This window comes from Spongiibacter taiwanensis, from assembly GCF_023702635.1.
GTDB lineage: Bacteria > Pseudomonadota > Gammaproteobacteria > Pseudomonadales > Spongiibacteraceae > Spongiibacter > Spongiibacter taiwanensis.
Genome location: NZ_CP098455.1, coordinates 250466 through 271343, shown reverse-complemented (window position 1 = coordinate 271343; position 20878 = coordinate 250466). Strand labels below are relative to the sequence as shown.

The 20878-nt window shown below is 56.5% G+C and carries 20 protein-coding genes; 9 read left to right on the top strand and 11 right to left on the bottom strand.

The genetic code is table 11. From position 1 onward, the window contains the following. Positions 1 to 5: 5 nt before the first annotated feature. Genes NCG89_RS01405 through NCG89_RS01380 form a run of 6 tightly spaced genes read right to left on the bottom strand, consistent with a single transcriptional unit; the run spans position 6 to position 5496 of the window. Positions 6 to 1145 (bottom strand): JmjC domain-containing protein, encoded by a 1140-nt coding sequence (locus tag NCG89_RS01405; RefSeq protein WP_251087989.1) that lies wholly within the window; start codon positions 1143 to 1145, stop codon positions 6 to 8. Further along, positions 1123 to 2487 (bottom strand): adenylosuccinate lyase, encoded by a 1365-nt coding sequence (purB, locus tag NCG89_RS01400; RefSeq protein WP_251087988.1) that lies wholly within the window; start codon positions 2485 to 2487, stop codon positions 1123 to 1125. Before purB ends, NCG89_RS01405 begins: the two co-directional genes overlap by 23 nt. A gap of 60 nt (positions 2488 to 2547) precedes the next feature. Next, positions 2548 to 3189, bottom strand: coding sequence for a high frequency lysogenization protein HflD (hflD, locus tag NCG89_RS01395; protein ID WP_251087987.1), 642 nt, complete (start codon positions 3187 to 3189; stop codon positions 2548 to 2550). Then, entirely contained in the window at positions 3182 to 4303 is a 1122-nt protein-coding gene (gene mnmA, locus NCG89_RS01390) for a tRNA 2-thiouridine(34) synthase MnmA (protein WP_251087986.1), read from the bottom strand. Before mnmA ends, hflD begins: the two co-directional genes overlap by 8 nt. Before the next feature lie 16 nt (positions 4304 to 4319). After that, entirely contained in the window at positions 4320 to 4763 is a 444-nt protein-coding gene (locus tag NCG89_RS01385) for an NUDIX hydrolase (RefSeq protein ID WP_251087985.1), read from the bottom strand. A gap of 43 nt (positions 4764 to 4806) precedes the next feature. Continuing rightward, positions 4807 to 5496, bottom strand: a complete 690-nt coding sequence (locus tag NCG89_RS01380; protein WP_251087984.1) for a pseudouridine synthase — start codon at positions 5494 to 5496, stop codon at positions 4807 to 4809. 148 nt (positions 5497 to 5644) lie between these two features. Between NCG89_RS01380 and icd the strand changes: the two genes are divergently transcribed. After that, positions 5645 to 6901 (top strand): NADP-dependent isocitrate dehydrogenase, encoded by a 1257-nt coding sequence (gene icd / locus NCG89_RS01375; protein ID WP_251087983.1) that lies wholly within the window; start codon positions 5645 to 5647, stop codon positions 6899 to 6901. Between the two features lie 342 nt (positions 6902 to 7243). Here icd and cspD read toward each other — a convergent pair whose 3' ends face one another. Next, a complete protein-coding gene (gene cspD / locus NCG89_RS01370; RefSeq protein WP_251087982.1) occupies positions 7244 to 7459 on the bottom strand; it encodes a cold shock domain-containing protein CspD in 216 nt (71 codons plus the stop codon). Between the two features lie 217 nt (positions 7460 to 7676). On the opposite strand from cspD, the gene clpS reads away from it, so the two are divergent. Beyond that, entirely contained in the window at positions 7677 to 8003 is a 327-nt protein-coding gene (gene clpS, locus NCG89_RS01365; protein WP_251087981.1) for an ATP-dependent Clp protease adapter ClpS, read from the top strand. Between the two features lie 33 nt (positions 8004 to 8036). Continuing rightward, complete coding sequence (gene clpA, locus NCG89_RS01360) at positions 8037 to 10301, top strand: ATP-dependent Clp protease ATP-binding subunit ClpA (RefSeq protein ID WP_251087980.1); 2265 nt, start codon at positions 8037 to 8039, stop codon at positions 10299 to 10301. Positions 10302 to 10373: 72 nt separating this feature from the next. On the opposite strand, the gene infA is transcribed toward clpA, so the two are convergent. The 4 genes from infA to trxB all read right to left on the bottom strand — a co-directional run bounded on the left by infA (position 10374) and on the right by trxB (position 13218). Next, a complete protein-coding gene (infA, locus tag NCG89_RS01355; RefSeq protein WP_022957154.1) occupies positions 10374 to 10592 on the bottom strand; it encodes a translation initiation factor IF-1 in 219 nt (72 codons plus the stop codon). A gap of 158 nt (positions 10593 to 10750) precedes the next feature. Beyond that, positions 10751 to 11461 carry an arginyltransferase gene (locus NCG89_RS01350; protein WP_251087979.1) on the bottom strand — a complete coding sequence of 237 codons (711 nt, stop codon included), beginning with the start codon at positions 11459 to 11461 and terminating at the stop codon, positions 10751 to 10753. Positions 11462 to 11528: 67 nt separating this feature from the next. After that, positions 11529 to 12248 carry a leucyl/phenylalanyl-tRNA--protein transferase gene (aat, locus tag NCG89_RS01345; RefSeq protein ID WP_251087978.1) on the bottom strand — a complete coding sequence of 240 codons (720 nt, stop codon included), beginning with the start codon at positions 12246 to 12248 and terminating at the stop codon, positions 11529 to 11531. A gap of 19 nt (positions 12249 to 12267) precedes the next feature. After that, the gene (trxB, locus tag NCG89_RS01340; RefSeq protein ID WP_251087977.1) at positions 12268 to 13218 is read right to left on the bottom strand and encodes a thioredoxin-disulfide reductase; all 951 of its coding nucleotides are present in this window, start codon (positions 13216 to 13218) and stop codon (positions 12268 to 12270) included. Positions 13219 to 13546: 328 nt separating this feature from the next. Between trxB and NCG89_RS01335 the strand changes: the two genes are divergently transcribed. Genes NCG89_RS01335 through cysG form a run of 6 tightly spaced genes read left to right on the top strand, consistent with a single transcriptional unit; the run spans position 13547 to position 20871 of the window. Further along, complete coding sequence (locus NCG89_RS01335) at positions 13547 to 15799, top strand: DNA translocase FtsK (RefSeq protein ID WP_251089395.1); 2253 nt, start codon at positions 13547 to 13549, stop codon at positions 15797 to 15799. 7 nt (positions 15800 to 15806) lie between these two features. After that, the gene (gene lolA, locus NCG89_RS01330; protein ID WP_251087976.1) at positions 15807 to 16412 is read left to right on the top strand and encodes an outer membrane lipoprotein periplasmic chaperone LolA; all 606 of its coding nucleotides are present in this window, start codon (positions 15807 to 15809) and stop codon (positions 16410 to 16412) included. Further along, positions 16412 to 17719 (top strand): replication-associated recombination protein A, encoded by a 1308-nt coding sequence (locus NCG89_RS01325; RefSeq protein ID WP_251087975.1) that lies wholly within the window; start codon positions 16412 to 16414, stop codon positions 17717 to 17719. The genes lolA and NCG89_RS01325 overlap by 1 nt, the downstream gene beginning before the upstream one ends. A gap of 41 nt (positions 17720 to 17760) precedes the next feature. Then, positions 17761 to 18135 (top strand): fluoride efflux transporter CrcB, encoded by a 375-nt coding sequence (gene crcB / locus NCG89_RS01320; RefSeq protein ID WP_251087974.1) that lies wholly within the window; start codon positions 17761 to 17763, stop codon positions 18133 to 18135. Positions 18136 to 18164: 29 nt separating this feature from the next. After that, entirely contained in the window at positions 18165 to 19466 is a 1302-nt protein-coding gene (gene serS / locus NCG89_RS01315) for a serine--tRNA ligase (RefSeq protein ID WP_251087973.1), read from the top strand. Between the two features lies 1 nt (position 19467). Continuing rightward, complete coding sequence (gene cysG / locus NCG89_RS01310) at positions 19468 to 20871, top strand: siroheme synthase CysG (protein ID WP_251087972.1); 1404 nt, start codon at positions 19468 to 19470, stop codon at positions 20869 to 20871. Positions 20872 to 20878 lie beyond the last annotated feature (7 nt).

The window sequence follows — 20878 nt, the reverse complement described above, 5'->3', positions numbered from 1 at the left end:
GGGCGCTATTCGTCGTCCAGGGCGCAGGTCAGTGTGCCGCGCTGATACAGTTGAAACAGGATGTCGTGGGGGAGGGTGTTCGGGGAAATGATGTCGCCGGGCTCCAGCCGACAGAAGCTAGCGAGTGCATCGGCATGAACCTCGCCAAGCTGATACATCTCGCCATCGGCAAACAAGTCGGTGCCGCGAAAGGCCAGTCGGGCACCCAGTGCCAGAAACACGGCGTGATCAGCGAGGGCAGCGCTGAATTGCGTTGCATCCAGCTCGCCGGGAAAGGCGGGCGCCGCCCGGTGGGTCATCAATTGACCAAACCAATGGGATAACTGGCGTGGGTCGTTGACGGCCGCGCTGAGCAGCTGGTGGGCCTGGGCCAGGGCCGCATCGGAGATTTCGCCCCAGTGCGTTGTCGGCTTGATTAACGGGTCGGTGTAGCGCGCGGGCGAAACGCTTTGCTCACCCACGAACTGCCCGAGGTCTTGCAGCATGTCATCGACCGCGGGTGCCCGAAAGCCCACCGACAGAGTGATGCAGTCTGGCGATTCCGCAATGCCCCAATGGGCGCAGCCCGGCGGAATATAGAGAATGTCGCCAGGGCCAAGGAGAAATTCCTGCTGGCATTGAAAATCAGCCATCAGCTGCAGCTGGGGGTTGTTGCGCAGGGCCGTGGTGGTGTCGCAACGCTGGCCAATTTGCCAGCGCCGCTGGCCGCTGCCCTGAATCAGAAAGACGTCGTATTGATCAAAATGGGGGCCAACATTACCGCCGGGGGCCGTATAGCTCACCATAATGTCCTGCTGGCGCCAGCGCGGCAGGAAGCGGAAAAAGCGGTTAAGGTCGGCGACCTCTGGAATAAAGGCATCAACGGCCTGTACCAGAAGCGTCCACTGAGAAACGGGCAGGCTGGCAAAGCGGTCTTCAGCGAAAGGCCCAGACTCCAGGTGCCATTGATCGCCCTGCTGGATGATAAGACGGCTGTCGATATCTTCCTCGCAGGCCAGACCCGCCAGGTCATTACCATCGATCGGACATTCAAACTCGGGCAGGCCTTGCCGGATCAGCCGGGGCTGCCGCTGCCAATCTTCGGCCAGAAAGGCAGCAGCATCAAAGTTGGCCAGTAGGGCCTTAGATGCGCTTGGCTTGGGCAATCGCATTACCAATGTAATTTGCGGGGGTCAGGCTGCGCAGCCCGGCTTTGGCATGCTCGGGGATATCCAGCGACTCGATAAAGGGCGCCAGCGTCTCCCGGGTGATTGCCTGGCCGCGGGTCAGTGCCTTGAGTTTTTCGTAAGGCTCTTCGACACCGTAGCGGCGCATGACGGTTTGGATCGGCTCAGCCAATACCTCCCAGCTCGCATCCAGGTCTTCGGCAATACGGCTGGGGTTAATTTGCAATTTACCCAGCCCCTTCAGCGTGGCCTGGTAAGCGATCAAGCTATAGGCAAAGCCCACACCCATGTTGCGCAGTACGGTGGAGTCGGTGAGGTCACGCTGCCAGCGGGAAATGGGCAGCTTGGCGGCCAAGTGGCTCAAAATGGCATTGGCAATACCCAGATTGCCCTCAGAATTTTCAAAGTCGATCGGGTTGACCTTGTGGGGCATTGTTGACGAGCCGACTTCACCGGCGATGGTCCGCTGTTTGAAGTAACCCAGGGAAATGTAACCCCAGGCATCCCGGTCGAGGTCGATCAGGATGGTGTTGAAGCGCGCCACGGCGTCGAACAGTTCGGCGATATAGTCGTGGGGTTCAATCTGGGTGGTGTAGGGGTTCCAGGTTAATCCCAGACCACTGACAAAGGACTCAGCGTTGGCTTCCCAATCAACATCCGGGTAAGCAGACAGGTGGGCGTTGTAGTTACCCACGGCGCCGTTAATTTTGCCCAGCAGCTCAATACTGGCAATCACGTCCCGTTGGCGGCGGAGCCGGGCCACGACGTTGGCAAACTCTTTACCCATCGTGGTCGGACTGGCAGTCTGGCCGTGAGTGCGGGACAGCATGGGGACCTCGGCAAATTCCATCGCCTGTGCGGCCAGTTTGGCGATGATCTTGTCCGCCTCGGCCAGCATCACCGCGCGGCCCTCCTGCAACATCAGGGCATGGGACAGATTGTTGATGTCCTCGGACGTGCAGGCGAAGTGAACAAACTCCGAGATAGCGGCCAACTCGGTGTTGTCGGCGATGGATTGCTTAATAAAGTACTCAATCGCTTTCACGTCGTGGTTGGTCGTGGCTTCGATGTCTTTGACCTGTTGGGCTTGCGCTTCGCCAAAGTTCTCAATCAGTGCTTCAAGTACCGCATTTGCCTCGTCGCTGAGTGCGGGCACTTCCGCCACACCAGGATTGGCCGCCAGCTGTTGCAGCCAGCGCACTTCAACAACCAGGCGACAGCGGATCAGGCCGAACTCGCTGAATATCGGGCGCAGGCTGGCGGTTTTGCTGCCGTAGCGGCCGTCGACGGGAGAAATAGCGGAGAGGGCTGATAAATCCATGTTGGGTACCTGTATGCAGGGGCTGGCGGTCAAGTTTTGAAGGCGGCAATGATACCCGACTCAGTGGCGAATTTCAGTGCTTAACAGTTCCTTGGCCGTGTCGAAAATGCGGCGGCGCTGCAGCAAAAGTACCCAACGGCTGCCGCCGGCCTGACGCCACAGAAAGGCTGCTCGCACGGCTGCCAGCAGCAGGGCGCGAATTTTCGCAGCATTGTTGCTGTCTTGCAGTTGCTGGGCGCTGCCGCGAATTTGCAGTCGGTAGGAAAAGTTCGACAGAGTATCTTGATAAATTGAAGAAAGAGATCCGCACAAGCCAATGATATCATTAGAATTTGAAAACTCTTTCTTCTTCGCGGCATGCTGCAGCCGCGAGGCCATGAGGTCCATCATGTCGCGATTTTTGCGAAGTTTCTTTTGTAGGTAGAGCACGCCCATGGCATAGCGCAGAATATTGGGCTTTTCCGCGTAATCGTTGCCGCTGAGTAAATCGCGTAAACCGCGCAACCCAAACTCAATACTGGCCACCCCCTGAAAAGCCTGCTCGGCATTGTCGCTGGAAAAGGCAAACAGGCTGTCGATGGATGCTTCCATGGCCTCGGGATCGGCCTGGCCGGTGCGCGCAACCTGGTCAACCAGGCCGACAGCTTGGATCAGTGCGGCCAGGGCCAATGTGCGTTGTCGCCATGCTGCCGAATCAGACACTGTTAAACCCCGCTTCAATCACGCCGCCGCCCAGGCAAACCTCGCCCTGGTAAAACACCACCGATTGGCCAGGGGTAATGGCCCGCTGGGCCTGATCGAAGTCCACCCGATAGCCGCCGTCTACACTGACAACCTGGCAGTGTTGGTCGGGTTGCCGGTAGCGGGTCTTTGCGGTGCAGCTGAGCGGTAAATCCGGCGCGCCGTTAATCCAGTGAATTTGCCTCACGCTCAGGCTTTGCTTGAACAGCGCAGGGTGGTCGGTGCCCTGGGCAACCACAAGCACGTTTCGATCGAGGTCCTTATCGATGACATACCAGGGTTCGTCGCCACCCCCGGCAACGCCGCCAATACCGAGCCCTTGGCGCTGACCAATGGTGTGGTACATCAGGCCGGCGTGTTGACCGAGCGCTGTGCCGTCCAGCGTTTCGATGGTGCCGGGCTGCGCTGGAAGGTATTGCTGGAGAAAATCCTTAAAGCGTCGCTCGCCAATAAAGCAGATGCCGGTGCTGTCCTTTTTGTTGTGGGTTATCAAATCGTATTGCTGGGCCAGTGCCCGTACGGCGGGCTTTTCCATTTCACCTACCGGAAACAGGGTTTTGGCCAGCTGCTCTTCGCCAACGGCGTGGAGGAAATAACTCTGATCTTTGTTGGCATCCAGCCCCTTGATGAGCTGGCTATGGCCGTTTTCATCGCGGCGCCGGCAATAGTGTCCCGTGGCGATGCCATCCGCACCGAGCATCAGCGCATAGTCGAGAAAAGCCTTAAATTTAATTTCACGGTTACAGAGTATGTCGGGGTTGGGGGTGCGGCCGGCCTGGTATTCGGCAAGAAAGTGTTCGAAGACATTGTCCCAGTATTCGGCGGCAAAGTTGGCGGTGTGGAGATGGATGCCAAGGCGATCGCACACGGCTTGGGCGTCGCTGAGGTCTTCTTTGGCAGTGCAATACTCCGTGCCGTCGTCTTCCTCCCAGTTCTTCATAAACAGACCCTCTACCTGATAACCCTGCTGCTGCAGTAGCAGGGCCGAAATAGAGGAATCCACGCCACCGGACATTCCCACAATAATGCGGGTCTGTGATGGTGCCATGTCGGTAAGAAGCTGAGAGCCAGTCATGGGAGGTTCCAAAAACCTAAGAATCAAAAATCATGGAAAGCGGGTAACGCTGCCCCGCCAAATATTGCTCAAGGTTGTCGAGGACGAGGGGGCTGCGCAGCCTATCTTGTTGTTGCCGGAGTTCATCAAGGCTAAGCCACAGCACCTCCTGAATATCGGGATCGCGACTTGCGCTGTCGAGAAAGCTGAGCGGCCGGCCGAAAAAGCAGGTGCGCTGATAAGTCACCCCGTTGGCCGGCGCCCGATAGAGGCCCAGACCAACCACGCCATCGATACTCACCTCCCATTGGGTTTCTTCTAACACCTCACGGCGAGCGGCAGCGATCAGGGTTTCATCCCGCTCTAAATGCCCTGCGGGTTGGTTAAGCACCCGGCGGCCATTGGCAATTTCCTCCACAAACAAAAACTTGCCATTGTTTTCCACAATGGTCGCCACTGTCACGTGGGGGTACCAACTCATAAAATTGCCCTGCCTGAAAACGGCGGATTGTAACAGTCCTTCGCTATTTTGGCCTACTACGACGTCCTTTAGGGGCAGGGCGAGATGGTCCCGCCCGGTTGCCACGTAATCGCTGCGGTCGACTTGGTCGGTGCCGCCGGGTTGGGGGCTTGTCATTTGTGGGCGAGCTGGCCAGTTTGCGAAGTTGCAGCGGGACCGCCGCCTCGCGCAGTTCCCCCGGCGGCAGGTCGGCCAAGGTCCAATCGCCTATCTGGGCTCTGATAAGGCGGAGGGTAGGGAAGCCAACTGCCGCCGTCATGCGGCGCACCTGCCGGTTGCGACCCTCTCTGATCGTGAGTTTTAGCCAGGAGGTGGGGATATTGGCCCGGTAGCGCACGGGTGGCTGGCGCGGCCACAGGTCCTGGGGTTCATTCATCGTTTCAGCCAGGGCGGGCAGCGTTGGGCCATCATTTAATACGACGCCCTGACGAAGTCGCTCCACGGCGGCCTCGCTGATTTCGCCTTCGACTTGGACCCAATAGGTTTTGGGTAATTTGAACTGGGGATCGCTGATGGCGCTTTGCAAGCGTCCATTGCTGGTGAGCACCAGCAAGCCCTCAGAGTCAAAATCGAGACGGCCCGCTGGATAAATACCGGCTATATTGATGTAATCTGAAAGGCAGGCGCGGTCGTCCGCCTTCCGAAATTGGCACATCACACGGTAGGGTTTGTTGAATAAAACCAGCTCACTCACAGGAAATAGGGCCATTCATGGAAGAAATTCGACTATAAAATGGTATAATGCCGCGCTTTTTTGGATTTCTGGTGCCGATTGTATCACCCGACAGCGTGCCATCAGGAGTCAAGCAACGATCCTCAACCAATAAACCATGGAGTCAAAAATGGGATACCAACATATCAAGGTTCCTGCTGAGGGCGAGAAGATCACCGTCAATTCGGATCTCTCCCTGAACGTACCCGATCGGCCAATTATTCCTTTTATCGAAGGTGATGGCATCGGTATCGATATTACTCCGGTGATGATTAACGTCGTTAATGCCGCCGTTGAAAAAGCCTACTCAGGCAAGAAAGCCATCAGCTGGATGGAAATCTACACTGGTGAAAAAGCCGCTGAGCTGTATGACGGCGATTGGTTTCCGGCCGAAACCCTCGATGCAATCAAAGAATACGCGGTTGCTATTAAGGGCCCTCTGACTACCCCGGTGGGCGGCGGTTTTCGGTCTTTGAACGTAGCCCTGCGCCAAGAGCTGGATTTGTATGTTTGTCAGCGCCCGGTGCGGTGGTTTGAAGGTGTGCCTTCTCCAGTAAAAGAGCCCGGCAAGACCAATATGGTGATCTTCCGCGAGAACTCCGAAGACATCTATGCCGGTATCGAATGGAAAGCTGGCACCCCCGAAGCCGACAAGGTGATCAACTTCCTGCAGGAAGAAATGGGTGTAACTAAAATCCGTTTCCCGCAGAACTGCGGTATCGGCATCAAACCCGTTTCCGAAGAGGGCACCAAGCGCCTGGTGCGCAAGGCCCTGCAATACACCATTGATCAGGACCTGCCTTCACTGACGATCGTGCACAAAGGCAACATCATGAAGTTCACCGAAGGCTCCTTCAAAAACTGGGCCTATGAACTGGCCATGGAAGAGTTCGGCGGTGAGCTGCTCGACGGTGGCCCCTGGGTTAAACTGAAAAACCCTAACACCGGCAAGGAAATCGTTGTTAAAGACGTGATTGCTGATGCCATGCTGCAGCAGGTTCTGCTGCGTCCCGATGAGTACAGCGTTATTGCCACCCTCAACCTGAACGGTGACTACCTGTCTGACGCACTGGCTGCCCAGGTGGGCGGGATCGGTATCGCACCCGGTGCCAACCTGAGCGACAACGTGGCGCTGTTTGAGGCAACCCACGGCACCGCGCCAAAATACACCGGTCAGGACAAGGTGAACCCCGGTTCGTTGATTCTCTCCGCTGAAATGATGCTGCGTCACCTAGGCTGGAACGAAGCCGCAGACCTGATCATCGACGGCATGAACGGCGCTATTCAGGCCAAAACCGTGACCTACGATTTTGAGCGTCTGATGGATGGCGCTACGCTGCTGAAGAGCTCTGAATTCGGTGATGCAATCATTAAGCACATGGCGTAATGCCTGACTGCGCATGACTCAAAGCCGCCTTAGGGCGGCTTTTTTTTGGGCCCGGGATAATGCGGCCCCATGACTACACGCTTGCGCTGGAGCCGACAGTCGCTAAGCGAAAGTGCCTGTGTAAACGTAGGTGTAACACCGCCACAGAAGAGAGTCGCCGTGATCAAGTCATCGGCAGGGGAGAAGTATGCGTAGCAGAGGGAGTGGGCTAATGAAGTGAAGAATGAGGCAAGGGCGTCCTCTTGACGCGAGAAGTACCCGCCGGAGCGCCTTGCCGCGAAAACTAACCGTTAGGCAGCGCAATTGCCCGTCGTGGCAATCGCCAGTTGAGGTCGGAGGACCTTACTCCTGGGGCGCGCCAGTTTTAATCGTCGTGGCGTGTAAGCCCTTAGGGCCGGCTTCTGCATCGAAGGATACGGACTGACCCGCTTTGAGAGTCTTGTACCCCTCCATGGAAATGGCAGAGTAGTGAGCAAAGATCTCCTCGTCACTGCTTTCCGTGACGATAAAACCGTAGCCCTTTGCATTGTTGAACCATTTAACAACACCGTTTTGCATAGAAGAGAACCCGCATTTGTCGTTATATTTATTGTGAAACTACGCTGTTGCCCTTGTTTTTGGCCAGCGCTAACCCCATTTTTTAAATCAGGTTGGGGCCGGCAGTCAAGTAAAGCCGTGTCCCGTGAGAAATTGGTGCATCTCCCTATTGCGCGGCCATGCAAGGGTGATAAGCTCGATCCAACGTAGTGAGATTATGCAATCAGATATCTGCAGAATGAGTCAGGACTCCGACGAGGACCACGGCAGCGGTCTGGCTATCGAGACAGCCAAGCCCCGACTCAAGAAGCCGCCAATGTATTTAGTGGTACTTCTCAATGATGACTATACCCCTATGGAGTTTGTCATTGAGGTGCTCGAGGACTTCTTCTACATGGATCGGCAGCGGGCCACCCAGGTGATGCTGACGGTTCATACCCAAGGAAAGGGTGTCTGCGGCGTGTTTACCCGAGATATTGCTGAAACCAAGGCTGCTCAGGTGAATCAGTACGCGAGGGATAATGGACACCCGCTGCTGGCGGAGATAGAAGAGAGTGAAGCTTGAGTGTTGTTAACTGCGTAGAGGCGGAACCAGGCGATGTTGAGTAAAGACCTTGAAACGACGTTAAGCCAGGCCTTTAAGTCGGCCCGCAATCGCCGTCATGAGTTTATGACGGTGGAACATCTGCTGTTGGCATTGGCTGACAATGCTGCCGCCATCAAGGTGCTGCTAGCCTGCGGAGCAGACCTCGCTCAGCTAAAAGGTGACCTCGACGAATTTGTCGAAGCCACGACCCCACGTATTCCCGAAGAGGATATGGAGCGCGACACCCAGCCCACGCTGGGTTTTCAGCGCGTGCTGCAGCGCGCTGTCTTCCACGTACAGTCATCCGGTAAACAAGAGGTGACTGGCGCCAATGTTCTGGTCGCTATTTTTAGCGAGCAGGAAAGTCAGGCGGTTTATTTCCTCAAATCCCAAAACGTGAATCGCCTTGATGTGGTGAATTTCATCACCCACGGCATATCAAAAGTGTCCGGCGCGGAAAATGCCGAAAGCGAGCAGAGCGCCGAGCAAGAAGCCGAAGCCGGTGATCCCGAGCAACGGCCATTGGAGAATTTCGCGACTAACCTCAACGAAGAGGCTCGGGCAGGTCGTATCGATCCGCTGATTGGGCGCGCCGCTGAAGTGGAACGTGTCGCCCAGATACTCACCCGTCGTCGCAAGAATAACCCCTTGCTGGTCGGTGAATCGGGTGTTGGCAAAACCGCTATTGCCGAGGGCTTGGCCAAGCGCATCGTCGACGGCGAAGTGCCCGACGTGCTGTTAAAAAGTGTGGTTTACTCACTCGACATGGGCGCCTTGTTGGCGGGAACCAAATATCGCGGCGACTTTGAGAAGCGCCTGAAAGGCCTGCTTGCCGACCTGAAAAAGCGTGAAGGCGCGATTCTGTTTATCGACGAAATCCACACCATCATCGGTGCAGGTGCGGCCTCAGGTGGGGTGATGGATGCGTCAAACCTGCTTAAGCCCTTGCTGAGCTCCGGCCAGATGCGCTGCATTGGCTCTACCACGTTCCAGGAATACCGCGGTATCTTTGAGAAAGACCGGGCACTGAGCCGCCGTTTCCAGAAGGTTGATGTCACCGAACCCTCGGTAGAAGACACCTACCTGATTCTCAAAGGCTTGTGCTCTCGTTTTGAGCATCACCACGATCTGAAATACAGCGATGCGGCCCTGCGTTCGGCGGCAGAGTTGTCCTCTCGCTACATTAACGATCGCTTCCTGCCCGATAAGGCCATTGATGTGATCGACGAGGCCGGTGCCTATCAGCGCTTGCAGTCGAAGGAAGATCGGGTGGAGCTGATTGATGTGCCGCAGATCGAGGCGATTGTCGCCAAGATTGCCCGCATTCCGCCTAAGTCCGTGTCCAGCGATGACAAAGCCTCGTTGGCGAAGCTGGAAGACAACCTGAAAATGGTGGTGTTTGGCCAAGATCAGGCGATTTCCGAGCTGAGTGCGTCAATCAAGTTGGCCCGTGCCGGCCTGAAAGCCCCCGACAAACCCATTGGCTCCTTCCTGTTGGCCGGACCGACCGGTGTCGGCAAGACGGAGGTGTGCAAGCAGTTGGCAAAACTGCTGGGGCTGGAGCTGATCCGTTTTGATATGTCCGAGTACATGGAGCGCCACACCGTTTCCCGGTTAATTGGTGCCCCTCCCGGTTATGTTGGTTTTGACCAGGGCGGCCTGTTGACCGATGCCGTGACCAAGCATCCCCATTCGGTAGTGCTGCTGGATGAGATCGAGAAGGCGCATCCGGACTTGTTCAATCTGCTGTTGCAGGTGATGGATCATGGCTCCCTGACCGATAACAACGGTCGTACTGCCGATTTCCGCAATGTGATTTTTGTGATGACCACCAATGCCGGTGCCGAAAATATCAGCCGCCGGTCGATGGGCTTCACCGAGCAAAATCACGACACCGATGCGCTTGAGGCGATCAATCGCCTATTTACCCCGGAGTTCCGCAATCGGCTCGACAGCATCATCAGCTTTGGTCCGCTGCCAGAGGAGGTGGTGTTGACCGTGGTGGATAAATTCCTGATCGATCTGCAGGCTCAGCTCGACGAGAAAAAAGTGGTGCTGGATGTGGACGATGACGCGCGCCGCTGGTTGGTGCAGAAGGGCTACGACAAAACCATGGGCGCCCGGCCGATGGCTCGCGTTATCCAGGAGCACATCAAAAAGCCCTTGGCAGAAATGGTCTTGTTTGGTGACCTGGCTGATGGCGGCACCATCTTCGTCAGCGTGGATGGCGATGGCTTGAGTCTGTCGAGTGATGTTGCCGAGTTGGCAGTAGAATAAAATTACACATGCACAAAAAAGCCGCGGCGAGCAATCGCCGCGGCTTTTTTGTAGTGGTGCGCTGACCGAGTGTTAGCGGCCGCGGAAGGTGATGCGACCCTTGGTCAGATCATAGGGGGTCAATTCAACCTTAACCTTGTCGCCAGTCAGAATGCGGATATAGTGTTTGCGCATTTTGCCGGAAATATGGGCCGTCACAACATGGCCGTTTTCCAGTCGAACCCGGAAGGTCGTGTTGGGCAAAGTGTCGATGACTTCGCCTTCCATTTCTATCTGGTCTTCTTTCGCCATTCGGCAATAATCCTCACTGCTTGTCGGGAGATTCCAGCCTTTGTTAGCGGCGGCCTGGAAAAAGAAGCGCGCATTTTGCCTGAAAACGTCCCGCTAGGCAATTTCGATGTCGATTAGCATGGCGGAGAGAGGCCTGAGCGTGCTTGCCAGGATCGGCGTTAATTGAGACGAATCCAGCGATTACTCATAAAAAGCTCAAGGGGGCGGTAGTCCGTTTTGTAGCGCATCTTGGCGCAATCCCGAATCCAGTAGCCGAGATAGACATAGGGCAGGCTCAGCTCCCGACAGTGCTCTACCATCCACAATATGGCCATCGCGCCCAAGCTTCGCCGGTTGTAATCGGCATCTGGGTCGTAAAAGGTATAGATAGCAGACAGCCCGTCTCCCATCACATCGATAACTGACACCGCGATCAGCGTGTCCTGAAGGTAAAAACAGGCAAAACGCGTTGAGGGGATGGTATCGCACAAAAACTGTTCGAATTGCTCCCGGGAGGGCGGGAACATATCTCCATCCTGATGGCGCACCCGAATATAGCGCTCGTACAGGGCATAGGCGTTATCCGCCATGGTCTGTTTCACAACCACCTTTAAGTCGGCATTGCGATGCTGGCAGCGCCGTTGCTTTCGACTCGGCGTAAAGCGGGCGACAGGGATTCGGGTGGCGATACACTGCTGACAGGACTGGCAATCCGGGCGATAGACGTGACGGCCGCTGCGACGAAAGCCCCGCCGAGAGAGCTGGGTGTACAGGGCGCCCTCGAAGGGAATATGAGGATCAACAAACAGGGTCTTCGCTTCCCGGTCCCTGAAATAACTACAGGGGTGCGGGTAAGTGGAGTAAAGCTTGATCGATTTGTCGTTGCTCATGGCTAGATTTTCTCAGCCTTCCGGCCTCTGCGCCAGTGGAGATCGTCGGCGCCCTGCCATTCGTCAATTATGCGCCGCGATTGACGCTATGCCAGTGCCAATCCCAGGGGGAGGGTGGTGTGGCATCGTCTTGTGCACTCTCGTTGAGGATTGCCTGGAAGTTCCGCCGGGGTATTTCCTCCGCTCCCATGCTGGTGAGGTAAGGGTTGCCAACCTGACAGTCGATCACCGCAAAGTCCCGCGCCATCAGCCACTCACACAGCGCACACAGCGCGATTTTCGAGCCGTTTGGGGCGAGGCTAAACATGGATTCGCCGAAAAACACCTTGCCCATTGCGACGCCGTAGAGGCCCCCTATGAGGTCCTCTCCCAGCCAGACTTCCACGGAGTGGGCCCGGCCAGCCTTGTGCAAGCTCAGATAAGCCTGGCGCATATCATCGGTAATCCAGGTGCCGGGACGGCGGGCAGAAACGGCAGCGCACTGATCGATAACCTCGGAAAATGTGCGGTCGGTTGTGCAGTGGTAGGGCGCCCGCTTGAGGGCTTTGGTGAGGCTGCGATTAACCTTCAGCCTGGTTGGAAACAGCACAGATCGGGGGTCGGGGGACCACCATAGAATCGGCTGGCCTTCTTCATACCAGGGAAAGATCCCGCGGCGGTAAGCTTCCAATAAGCGTTCTAACCGAAGGTCGCCGCCAGCGGCCAGCAAACCGTTGGGTTCTTGAGTCGCGTGCTCGAGGGGGGGGAAGCGGAGATCAACCGGATCCAGCCAGGCGATGCTTGGCATCCAATGATCTCCGCTCGGATCAGGCCAGGTCGTCCAGATAGCGCTCGGCGTCGAGCGCTGCCATGCAACCAAAGCCGGCAGACGTGACTGCCTGACGGTAAATGTGGTCGGCAACATCGCCTGCCGCAAAAACCCCCTCAACACTGGTCGCCGTGGCATTACCCGCGGTGCCGCTGTTGATGGTCAGATAGCCATCTTTCATTTCCAACTGGCCCTGGAAAATATCGGTATTGGGCTTGTGACCAATAGCGATAAACACCCCGGCCAATTCAATATCCTGGGTGCTGCCATCTTTGGTACTGGCGACACGAATTCCGGTAACGCCGCTGTCATCGCCCAAGACCTCGTCCAGCGTGTGGTTCCAGCAGAGGGTAATGTTGCCATTCTCTGCCCGCTCAAACAGCTTATCTTGCAGGATTTTCTCGGCCCGCAGCTCGTCGCGGCGGTGAACCAGGGTAACCTCAGAAGCGATGTTAGACAGATACAGGGCTTCTTCCACGGCGGTGTTACCGCCGCCGATTACCGCGACTTTCTTGCCTCGGTAAAAGAACCCGTCACAGGTCGCGCAGGCGGACACGCCCTTGCCCATAAAGGCTTCTTCAGAGGGTAGGCCCAGGTATTGAGCCGACGCACCGGTGGCGATAATCAGTGCATCACAGGTGTAAGTGTTGCTGCCAACCAGAGTGAAAGGTTTCTTTTTCAGGTCAACCGATTCGATATGGTCGAACAGCACTTTCGTATCAAAGCGCTCGGCGTGCTCCTGCATGCGCATCATCAACTCGGGGCCTTGAACGCCGTTTTGGTCGCCGGGCCAGTTATCTACGTCGGTGGTGGTGGTGAGCTGGCCACCCTGTTGCATCCCGGTGATGACGACGGGGCTCAAGTTCGCTCGGGCGGCGTAGACAGCGGCGGTGTAACCGGCAGGGCCTGAGCCGAGAATGATAAGGCGGTGGTGTTGGCTATCGCTCATAGATGTGCAAGATTCCCAGTTATTGTGGCCGAACCAAAATCGGCCAGGGGTGACAGAGACTAATCGACGATGCCTGCGCTCGTCGAGCAGGGTTGGCGAACTGCCCCGAGGACAATTCCAAAGGCCAATATCATAGGTTAAAACCCCCTTCGCGGCAAAAACTCAGCGGCGACAACGGCACGATCTTGATGCTAACATTGCCGGGCCTTTAAGGTGTCCTCCACGACTCAATCCGATCCAGAAGGGAGCCGGTTTTTTCTTGGCAAAACAAACGATTGCATCAAAGTCTGAGCGCAGTGACACACTGCAGCTGCGACTGAGAGAAGGCATGCTCATCGGCCTGTCAGCCTTTTGCATCCTGATCGTCATGGCATTGGCGACCTACAGTGCAAATGATCCAGGGTGGTCCAGGACGGGCACCGGTGACGCGGTCGCCAATGCCGTTGGTCCCGTGGGCGCCTGGGTGGCAGATGTCTTCTTTGCCCTGTTCGGCTACATGGCCTATCTTTTTCCCGCGATGCTGGGGTTTCGAGCCTGGCGACTGTTTCGGGATCGGCTCGCGCCACCGGCTTTTGATTCTTTAATACTGTTTCTGCGCATTATCGGATTTGTACTGGTTATGATTGCCAGCACCGGTCTGGCGGCGAATCAGGATGGAGGCAGCAGTGGGCTGCCCTTTGGCGCGGGCGGTGTGCTCGGTGACGCCATTGCCCACGCAACGGTCGAATCCTTCAGCGGCTTTGGTAGCCGACTGCTGTTGACCGCCATCTTGCTGTTTGGGGTAACGATCTTTACGGACCTTTCCTGGATTCGGCTGATGGATTGGCTGGGCGCCAAAACGCTGCACTTGCTCGACCTGGCCCGTGACAAAGCCTACCAGTTCAAGTTGGCCCAGGCTGAGCGGAAAGCGGCCCGCACTGCCACACAAAAGCGGCAGGAATCGGTCGCCCGTAAAACCGAGGTTCAAAAAACCCGCGTTGCACCCACTATTGAAGTGCCTGCCAAACCTGCACCCAAGTCTCAGCGGGTGGAAAAGGAGCGTCAGACAGGCTTGTTTGATGGCCCGGTCACTGGCACCTTGCCGCCACTAAATATTCTCGATGAAGCCTCTCACCACAGTCGTGGTTATTCACCCGACACGCTGGAGGCCATGTCCCGGCTGCTAGAAATCAAACTGCTCGATTTTGGCGTGTCGGCCAAGGTGGTGGCGGTGTTTCCTGGCCCGGTCATTACCCGCTTTGAACTGGAGCCCGATGCCGGGGTGAAGGTTAGCAAGATCAGCAATCTGGCCAAGGACCTGGCCCGCTCGCTGGCGGTCATCAGCGTCCGGGTTGTGGAGGTCATCCCCGGCAAGCCCTACGTTGGTATCGAGATTCCGAATGAAGATCGCGAGATCGTCAATTTTCGTGAGGTCTTGTCTTCCGAAGCCTTTGACTCAGCCAAATCCTTACTGACGCTGGCCCTGGGCCACGATATCTCCGGCGAGCCGGTGTGCGCAGATTTGGCAAAAATGCCACATTTGCTGGTCGCAGGTACCACCGGCTCCGGTAAGTCAGTTGGCGTTAATGCAATGCTGATTAGTCTGCTATACAAAGCGACTCCTGAGGATCTGCGATTGCTGCTGGTTGACCCGAAAATGCTGGAACTGTCGGTTTACGACGGGATTCCCCATTTGCTGACCCCGGTCATTACCGATATGAAGGATGCTGCCAACGGCTTGCGGTGGTGCGTGGCGGAGATGGAGCGCCGTTACAAGCTGATGTCGGCCATGGGGGTGCGCAACGTCGCGGGCTTCAATAAAAAGGTGCGCGATGCTGCTCAGGCAGGCAACCCATTAAAAGATCCGCTGTGGATTCCGGATGAGCATTTTGAGGCCGGCATGGAAGAGGCCGAGGCCCCCGAGCTGGAGGTTCTGCCGGCGATTGTGGTGGTGATTGATGAGTTTGCCGACATGATGATGATCGTCGGCAAGAAGGTGGAAGAGTTGATCGCGCGTATTGCCCAAAAGGCACGGGCGGCGGGGATTCACCTGATTCTGGCCACCCAGCGGCCATCTGTGGATGTGATTACTGGTTTGATTAAGGCCAACGTGCCCACCCGGATCGCCTTCCAGGTGTCGTCCAAGATTGACTCTCGCACGATTCTGGATCAGGGCGGCGCCGAGCAGCTGCTTGGGCACGGCGACATGCTTTACCTGCCACCCGGCAGTGGTTTACCGGTCCGTGTTCACGGCGCCTTTGTGTCGGATGACGAGGTGCACCGGGTGGTTGCGGACTGGAAACGTCGGGGCGAGCCTCGCTACATCGATGGCCTGCTAGAAGAAGGCAGCACCAGTGACGCCATGCCGGGCATGTCGCCCGATGGTGACGGCGGTGATGGTGAGGGGGATGCCCTCTATGATGAAGCCGTTTATTTTGTCTGCCAATCTCGGCGGGCATCAATTTCAGCAGTGCAACGCAAGCTGCGTATCGGTTACAACCGGGCCGCCAGATTGATCGAGACCATGGAAGCTGCGGGTGTGGTGTCGGAAATGGCCAGTAATGGAAGCAGGGAGGTTCTGGCGCCTCCTCCTGCGGAGTGAGACATAAATGCGTCGTTTGTTTGTGATGTTTTTTTTGCTGTGTGCGACGTCGGTCAGTGTGGCAGACGGCGATGTGGCGCAGCTACATTTGTTGCTTTCTAGCGCGAACAGCCTGCAATCCGGGTTTGAACAAACCGTCGTTGACGCCGATGGGGCGGTCCTTCAGAAAAGCAGTGGCCAAATCTCTCTGCAGCGCCCCAATAAAATTCGTTGGCAGAGCACTGAGCCCTTTAATTATCTGATGATCAGTGATGGCGACACCTTGTGGCGCTATGATGCCGATTTGGACCAGCTCAATACTGAGCCCTTTGATCCCAGTCTGGCCCAGGCACCAGCGATGATTTTGGGCGCCTCGATCGAGCAGCTGGACAGTAACTTTGATGTGGCGATCAGCAAAAATGGCATTGAGCGCAGCTTTATCCTCACACCCAAGGAGGAGGGCGGCAATTTTTCCCAGCTGGTGCTGCACTTTAACCAGGGCAAACTGATTGGCATGGCATTGGTGGATACCCTTGAGCAGCGTACGGATATCAAACTCATCAAGCCTGATTACAAGCCCAAATTCCCCGCCCAGCATTTCACCTTCCAGGAAACCGACCAGGGTAGTTCCTGATGCCTGCCAACGAGGCGCCCTTGCAGGCGCCCCTTGCCGCGCGGATGCGGCCGCGGCAGCTCACTGAGTATCTCGGCCAGGAAGCCATCCTCGCACCGGGCATGCCTCTGCGCGAGGCGCTGGATTCTGGGCAGCTTCATTCGATGATCTTGTGGGGGCCGCCGGGGGTAGGGAAAACCACCCTGGCGCAACTGGTTGCCACCTGTTGTGAGGCGCGTTTTATTAGCTTGTCTGCAGTGTTAGCCGGGGTCAAAGATATTCGCCAGGCGGTGGAAGAGGCGAAAACTGAATTGCAATACGGTCGCCGAACCGTGCTCTTTATTGATGAGGTCCACCGGTTCAATAAAGCGCAACAAGATGCCTTTCTGCCCTATGTGGAAGACGGAACGGTTATTTTTATCGGCGCAACCACCGAAAACCCATCCTTTGAATTAAACAATGCTTTGCTGTCTCGGGCTCGGGTTTACCATCTTGCCGCGCTGGACGCGACGGCCCTTGAGCAGATTCTTCAGCGCGCGCTTACTGCAGAGGGTTGGCAAGCAGACCCAGCGCAGCTCGGGAGGCTGATTGAATTTGCCGACGGCGATGGTCGGCGCGCACTAAACCTGCTTGAAATTGCGCTGGATACCGCGCGGCAATCCGGTGGTGAAGCTACCCTCGACGCTTCGGTTTTTGACCGCGTGCTGCAGGGGCAGACCCGCCGCTTTGATAAAGGAGGGGATCTTTTCTATGAACAGATATCAGCGCTGCACAAGGCGGTAAGAGGCAGCTCTCCTGACGGTGCGCTTTATTGGTTTGCGCGAATGCTCGATGGCGGTTGTGAGCCGCAATATATTGCCCGCCGCCTGTTGCGGATGGCCTCTGAAGATATCGGTAACGCGGACCCTCGCGCATTGCGTATTTGCATTGACGCCTGGGATGTTCAGGAACGTCTCGGCAGCCCCGAGGGAGAACTGGCGCTGGCTCAGGCGGTGTGTTACCTGGCCGCTGCCCCCAAGAGCAATGCGGTCTATACCGCGTACAACAAAGTGCGCCAGGAAATTGCCCAGGGACAGTCCTTCGACGTACCGATGCATCTTCGCAACGCGCCGACAAAAATGATGAAGGGCCAAGGCTACGGTGATGGCTACCGCTATGCCCACGACGAGCCCGAAGCATACGCTGCTGGCGAAAGCTACCTGCCAGAGCCCTTGAAAGATCGGCGCTACTATCAGCCAGTCGAGCGGGGCTTGGAGAAAAAAATCGCAGAAAAATTGCGCTTTTTAAGGGACAAGGATAATCGCAGTACGCGGCAGCGTTATCCTTGAGGCGGATGCTGCTAGAATATAGCCCTTGAAAGGGGGCAGTCATGAGCTTGCAAATACTACTGGTCGCCATTGGCGGCGCCACCGGCGCACTGGGGCGTTACGGCGTTTCTCGCTTGGTGACTAGCGTAGCACCCAGCCACGCCTGGCCCACCGCGACGATGCTGGTGAATTTGCTGGGCTCGACCCTGATCGGCGTACTCTACGTCATCATTACCGAGAAATCGGTCTTGCATCCCGACTCGCGCCATATTCTCATGGTCGGCTTTTTGGGCGCGTTCACCACCTTTTCGACCTTTTCGTTGGAAACTGTTGCCCTGTTGGAATCAGGTCGCCCGATGTTGGCGTTGAGCTATGTTTTTTTTACTTTAGTCAGCTGCATTGTCGGCTGCTGGCTGGGGATACAACTTGCCCGTTAGTCGGGTTGTATTAATTGGAGTTGCTTCACATGTTGGATATCAAGTTAGTCAGACAAAACCCAGAGGCCGTCGCCGAGGCGCTGAAAAAGAAGCGTTTTGTCTTTGACTCCTACGCATTTAAGTCGCTGGACGAAGAGCGTAAGGCGGCTGACGTTGCCAGCCAATCGCTGTTGGCTGAGCGCAAGCAAGCCTCCAAAAAAATTGGTGAACTGGTGAAAACCGGAGTCAGCGTTGACGAGGCGAAAGCCCAGGTCAACGAGATACTGGCCAAGATTGAGAGCCAACTGGAAGAACTCAAGCAGCGCGCCAGCCAAGCCAACGACGCCCTGGATAATATGATGCTGGGTGTTCCCAATATCCCCGCTGAGGATGTGCCTCCCGGTGACGACGAGGAGGCTAACGTTGAGGTGCTCAAGTGGGGAGAACCTCGGCAATTTGATTTTGAGGTCAAGGACCATGTAGATGTCGGCAGCACGGTCGGGGGGCTGGATTTTGATACTGCAGCCAAGCTGACCGGCAGTCGTTTTGCGGTGATGCGTGGCGGCATTGCCCGTCTGCATCGCGCATTGATCCAGTTGATGCTCGATACTCACACCGGTGAGCACGGGTATCAGGAGGTCTATGTGCCCTTTATGGTCAACGCCGACTCTCTGCGCGGCACTGGCCAGTTACCCAAATTTGAAGAGGATCTGTTCAAGTTGGAGGGTGAACAGGATTACTACCTGATTCCCACGGCGGAAGTACCCGTGACGAATATGTTCAGAGACACTATTGTCGACGACGCGACATTGGGCCAGTCGGGTTTGAGTTTTGTCTGTCACACACCGTGCTTTCGCAGCGAAGCCGGTAGTTATGGTCGCGATACCCGGGGCATGATTCGCCAGCATCAATTTGAAAAGGTCGAGCTGGTTCGCTTTGTGCGCCCAAGTCAGTCGGAGGCCGCGCTGGAAGAGCTCACCGGTCACGCCGAGGCGATTCTGAAGGCGCTCGAATTACCCTACCGAAAGGTGGTGTTGTGCGGTGGGGATCTCGGCTTCTCGGCAATGAAAACCTACGATCTGGAGGTCTGGTTGCCAGGGCAGGCGGCCTATCGGGAAATCTCTTCCTGCAGCAACTTTGGCGATTTTCAAGCTCGGCGAATGCTCGCCCGGTGGCGCAACCCAGACACCGATAAACCCGAGCTGCTGCATACCCTGAATGGTTCGGGCCTTGCCGTTGGCCGAACCCTGGTGGCGATTCTTGAGAACTATCAGCAGGTCGATGGCAGTGTGACGGTCCCCGCAGCACTTCGACCCTATATGGGCGGGCTTGAGAGTTTGGCTGGGGGCTAAGGTGGAGTTCTTACCACTTTTTACTCAGCTCACCGGCAAGCCGTGCTTACTGCTCGGGGGAGGGCAGGTCGCCCTGCGTAAGGCGCGCCTGCTCAGCAAGGCAGGGGCGAAGATTCGGGTGGTGGCACGTGACGTGCTCCCGGAGCTGGCGGCGCTGGCAGAGCAGTCCGGCGGTGAGGTTAGGGTAGGCGAGTTTGACGAGGCGGACCTCGGCCAGGTTTTTCTGGTGATCGCCGCAACCGACGACCACGCGCTGAATCAACACGTGTCTGAGGCCTGTCATCAGCGGCTTCTACCGGTAAACGTTGTCGACAGCCCCGAACTCTGTAGCGTCATACTGCCAGCCATCGTCGATCGCTCGCCCCTGGTGATCGCGATCAGCAGCGGCGGCAAGAGCCCGGTTTTGGCGCGAATGATGCGTTCGCGTCTTGAGTCGAGCATTCCAGCCTCCTATGGCAGATTGGCAAATTTGGCCAGCCGTTTTCGCGATGCTGTGAAAGCAAAATTTGGCGATATTGAAGATCGGCGCTTGTTTTGGGAACGTGTGCTCCAAGGCCCCATTGCGGAGATGGTTTTTGCCGGAAAAGACGCAGTTGCCGACCAAATGCTGGCCAAGGAAATTGATCAGGCGGGCCCGCAAGTTGGTGGTGAGGTTTACCTGATCGGCGCTGGTCCCGGCGACCCCGACTTAATGACCTTCAAAGCCCTGCGCCTGCTGCAAAAGGCCGATGTGGTGCTCTACGACCGATTGGTTGCCCCCGAAATTGTCGAGATGTGTCGAAAGGACGCCGAGCGCGTATTCGTGGGCAAAAAGCGGTCAGATCACGCGGTTCCCCAGGATGGCATCAACCAGCTGCTTATCGATTATGCAAGACAAGGCAAGAAAGTCGCCCGCCTGAAAGGTGGTGACCCCTTCATATTTGGCCGTGGCGGTGAAGAAATCGAGCAGCTGGCGTTGCAACATATTCCCTTTCAAGTGGTACCGGGTGTCACTGCCGCTGCAGGTTGTGCGAGCTATTCCGGCATCCCGCTGACGCATCGGGACTACGCCCAGTCGGTACGGTTTGTTACCGGTCACCTGAAAGACAACAGCATTAATCTGCCTTGGGCGGAATTGGTTCATTCCCACCAGACAGTGGTGTTTTACATGGGTTTGGTCGGCCTTCCCAGCATCTGCGATCAGTTGATTGCCCATGGTCGCAGTCCCGATACCCCTATTGCTTTGATTCAGCAGGGAACCACGCCAAATCAAAAGGTGGTGGTTGGCACGCTGAGCAATATGGTAGCGAAAATCGCTGCTGACCCGGTTCAGGCGCCGACCCTGATTATTGTTGGTGAAGTGGTGCAATTGCGCAGTAAACTGGCGTGGTACGAAGATCGCGACCTTGCTCAACCACAGCTTTAACGTTGAG